General features: G+C 73.8%; 3 protein-coding genes. 2 read left to right on the forward strand and 1 reads right to left on the reverse strand.

Annotation, left to right across the window (positions count from 1 at the left end):
• A partial coding sequence (locus tag ABZZ38_RS30325) for a heavy metal translocating P-type ATPase (protein ID WP_356745737.1) occupies positions 1 to 1,829 on the reverse strand: 1,829 nt, incomplete at its 3' end.
• Positions 1,830 to 2,001: 172 nt separating this feature from the next.
• Between ABZZ38_RS30325 and ABZZ38_RS30330 the strand changes: the two genes are divergently transcribed.
• Both ABZZ38_RS30330 and ABZZ38_RS30335 read left to right on the forward strand, forming a co-directional pair.
• Positions 2,002 to 2,853, forward strand: a complete 852-nt coding sequence (locus tag ABZZ38_RS30330) for a hypothetical protein (protein ID WP_356745739.1) — start codon at positions 2,002 to 2,004, stop codon at positions 2,851 to 2,853.
• 56 nt (positions 2,854 to 2,909) lie between these two features.
• Positions 2,910 to 3,605, forward strand: a complete 696-nt coding sequence (locus tag ABZZ38_RS30335; protein ID WP_356745741.1) for a copper homeostasis protein CutC — start codon at positions 2,910 to 2,912, stop codon at positions 3,603 to 3,605.
• Positions 3,606 to 3,763: the final 158 nt, after the last annotated feature.

Below are 3,763 nucleotides of genomic sequence, written 5' to 3' on the forward strand. Positions count from 1 at the left end.
ATCCCGACCTCGGCCGCGACCGCCTCGGCGACCGCCTTGTTGTCGCCGGTCAGCAGGATCGGTGTCAGGCCCAGCGCGCGCAGGCGGCGGATCGCCTCCGGGCTGGTCTCCTTGACCGCGTCGGCGACCTCCAGGACCGCACGCGCCTCGCCGTCCCAGGCGACCGCGATGGCGGTACGGCCGGCGGCCTCCGCCTCCTCCCTGGCCCGCTCCAGCCGCGGGGGCAGCGCGATGGACCAGTCGGCGAGCAGCCGCGCGCGCCCCACCAGTACGGCGTGGCCCTCCACGATGCCCTGGACGCCCAGGCCCGCGACGTTCGCGAAGTCCTCGGGGGCCGGGAGCGTACCGGCCTTCGCCGCCGCGCCGGCGGCCACGGCCCGCGCGATCGGGTGCTCGGAGGCGTGCTCCAACGCGCCCGCCAGGCGCAGCACCTCGGTCTCGTCCGTCGACGCGGCGGCGTGGACGGCGAGCAGGGTCATGCGGCCCGTGGTCACCGTGCCGGTCTTGTCCAGGACGATCGTGTCGACCTTCCGCGTGGTCTCCAGCACCTCGGGTCCCTTGATGAGGATGCCGAGCTGCGCGCCCCGCCCCGTACCGACCATCAGCGCCGTCGGGGTGGCCAGGCCCAGGGCGCACGGGCAGGCGATGATCAGTACGGCCACGGCGGCCGTGAACGCGGCAGTCAGTCCCGCGCCGTTGCCGAGCCAGAAGCCGAGCGTGGCGAGCGCGAGCCCGATCACGACCGGGACGAACACGGCGGAGATGCGGTCCGCGAGGCGCTGCGCCGCCGCCTTGCCGTTCTGCGCGTCCTCCACCAGCTTGGCCATCCGCGCCAGTTGCGTGTCGGCGCCGACGCGGGTGGCCTCGACGACCAGGCGGCCACCGGCGTTGATCGTGGCGCCGGTGACGGAGTCACCGATCCCGACCTCCACCGGCACCGACTCGCCGGTGAGCATCGACGCGTCCACGGCGGACGAGCCCTCCACGACCGTGCCGTCCGTGGCGATCTTCTCGCCGGGCCGGACCAGGAAGCGGTCCCCGGGCCGCAGGTCGCCCGTCGGGACGCGCACCTCTCGGTCGCCGCGCAGGACGGTGACCTCCTTGGCACCCAGCTCCAGCAGGGCCTTCAGCGCCGCGCCCGCCTTCCGCTTCGAGCGGGCCTCGAAGTAACGGCCGGCGAGGATGAAGGCGGTGACCCCGGCGGCGGCCTCCAGATAGATGTTCCCGGCGCCGTCGCTGCGGGCGATGGTCAGCTCGAAGGCGTGCGTCATGCCGGGCGTGCCGGCCGTGCCGAAGAACAGCGCCCACAGCGACCACAGGAACGCCGCCGACGTGCCGACCGAGATCAGGGTGTCCATCGTCGCCGCGCCGTGCCGCGCGTTGGTCCACGCGGCGCGGTGGAAGGGCCAGGCGGCGTACGTGACGACGGGCGCGGCGAGCGTCAGGGACAGCCACTGCCAGTACTCGATCTGGAGGGCGGGGACCATCGCCATCGCGATGACCGGCACGGAGAGCGCGACGGCGGTGATCAGCCGGTGGCGCAGCGGCGCCAGGCCGTCCGTCTCCTCCGGCGGCTCGGGCGTGGGGGGTCCGGGCTCCCGCGCGGTGTAGCCGGTCGCCTCGACGGTGGCGATCAGATCCTGTACGGAGACGTCCGCGCCCCGGTAGTTGATCCTGGCCTTCTCGGTGGCGTAGTTGACGGTCGCCTCGACGCCGTCCATGCGGTTGAGCTTCTTCTCGATGCGTGCCGCGCAGGAGGCGCAGGTCATGCCGCCGATGGCGAGTTCGACCTCGTCGGTGACCGGGGTGGCGGTGGGCGTGGTGGTCATGGCTTCCTCTGCTCGTCGACGCCGTCGATTGTACCCCTAGGGGGTATCTGTGATCGATTCCATGTATACCCCTGGGTGGTACCGGGGGGCAAGTGATCCAGTGCTTGACTTAATACCCCCCAGGGGTATTAAGTCGGTGTCGGACCATCCCACGCACCCCCTGGAGTCGGCCATGAACACCGGAGTGAGGATCACCGCCTTCGCCGCAGCGCTCGCGGCGGCGTTCGGCACGGCGTACGGCGTCGGCAAGGGCGTCGATCCCGTCGCCGTGGCGGACGGGCGCCCGGCGGCGCACGGCGCGCACGAGGAGACCACGGCTCCCGCCGCGCCTCCACCCGGTGGGCTCCAGGTGTCCGAGGCGGGCCACACGCTCGTCCTGGAGCCGGCCGCCCTCACCGCGGGACGGCGGGGCGAACTGCGGTTCGCGATCGAGGACGAGCAGGGCCGCAAGGTCACCGCGTACGAACGCGAACACGGCAAGGAGCTCCATCTCGTCCTCGCCTCACGGGACCTGACCGTGTACCGGCACCTCCACCCCGTACGCGGTGGAGACGGCACCTGGTCCGCGCCGGTCGAGCTGCCCGCGGCCGGCGCCTACCGGGCCTTCGCCGACTTCACCCCCAAGGGCGGTACGGGCCTCACGCTCGGCGCGGACCTCGCGGTCACCGGCGCGTACAACCCGGCCGCACTGCCCCGGCCGAGCCGGGTCGCCGAGGTCGACGGCTACCGCGTCGAGCTGCGCGGGACGCCCGCGCCGGGGCGTCCGAGCGAACTGACGCTGCGGATCAGCCGCGCCGGCAAGCCGGTGACCGACCTCCAGCCCCACCTCGGCGCGTACGGCCACCTCGTCGCGCTGCGCGCCGGTGACCTCGCCTACCTGCACGTCCACCCGCACGCGGGCCCCGCCGGGCCCGAGGTGGCCTTCACGGCGACGGCCCCGAGCTCCGGCGCGTACCGCCTCTTCCTCGACTTCCGGCACGAGGGGACGGTGCGTACGGCTGCTTTCACGGTGCGCGCGCATTAGGCTGGCCATTGGACTAGACCTGTAGTCCCACAGCCGGCCGGAGGAATGGAGTCCCAGTGAGCAACCGTGCAGTCCTGGAGGTGATCGCCCTCGACGCGGAGGACGCGATCGCGGCCCAGGCCGGAGGAGCGGACCGCCTCGAACTGGTCACCGACATCGCCGCGGACGGGCTCACCCCGTCCCGCGAGACCTACGGCCGCATCCGCGCCGCCGTGGACATCCCGCTGCGCGTGATGCTCCGCCTGGCCGACGGGTTCGCGGTGGGCGACATCGACGCGCTGGTGCGCGTCGCGCGCGAGATGCGGGCCGAGGGGGCGGACGAGTTCGTCCTCGGTTTCCTCGACGCGGACGGTCACGTCGACCTCGTCGCCGTCGAACGGCTCGTCGCCGAGCTGGAGGGCTGCCGCTGGACCTTCCACCGCGCCCTGGACCGCGTGGCGGACCGGGACGCGGCGCGCAAGCAGCTCGCGGACCTGCCGGGCCTGGACACGTACCTGACGGCCGGTTCCGCGAACGGCGTCGACGAGGGCCTGCCGACGCTGGTCGCCGAGGCCGGGGCGACGCGGCGCGGCGAGCCCGGCTACCAGCCGCGCCTCCTGGTCGGCGGCGGCCTGCGGCTCGACCACGTCCCGACGCTGCTGGCGGCGGGCGTCGACGCCTTCCACATCGGCGGCGCGGCCCGCCCGTCGGGCTGGTCGGCCCCGGTCTCCCCGACGGCGGTCCGCGCCTGGCGCACGGCGCTGGACGCGTAAGGCTCCGCCGTAGGGGGACGCTTGGGCGGGGCCCGGTGCGTGGGGTGACCGTTCCTGGGGTGCGGGCCGGGGCTGTTGGGCTGGGCCCTGTTGCGTGGGCGTCGTTGGGGGCCGTTCCGGGGATCGTGTTCTGGGCTCTCTGTCGCTTCGCTCTGTCG

Source organism: Streptomyces sp. NPDC006368 (assembly GCF_040612535.1).
Lineage (GTDB): Bacteria > Actinomycetota > Actinomycetes > Streptomycetales > Streptomycetaceae > Streptomyces.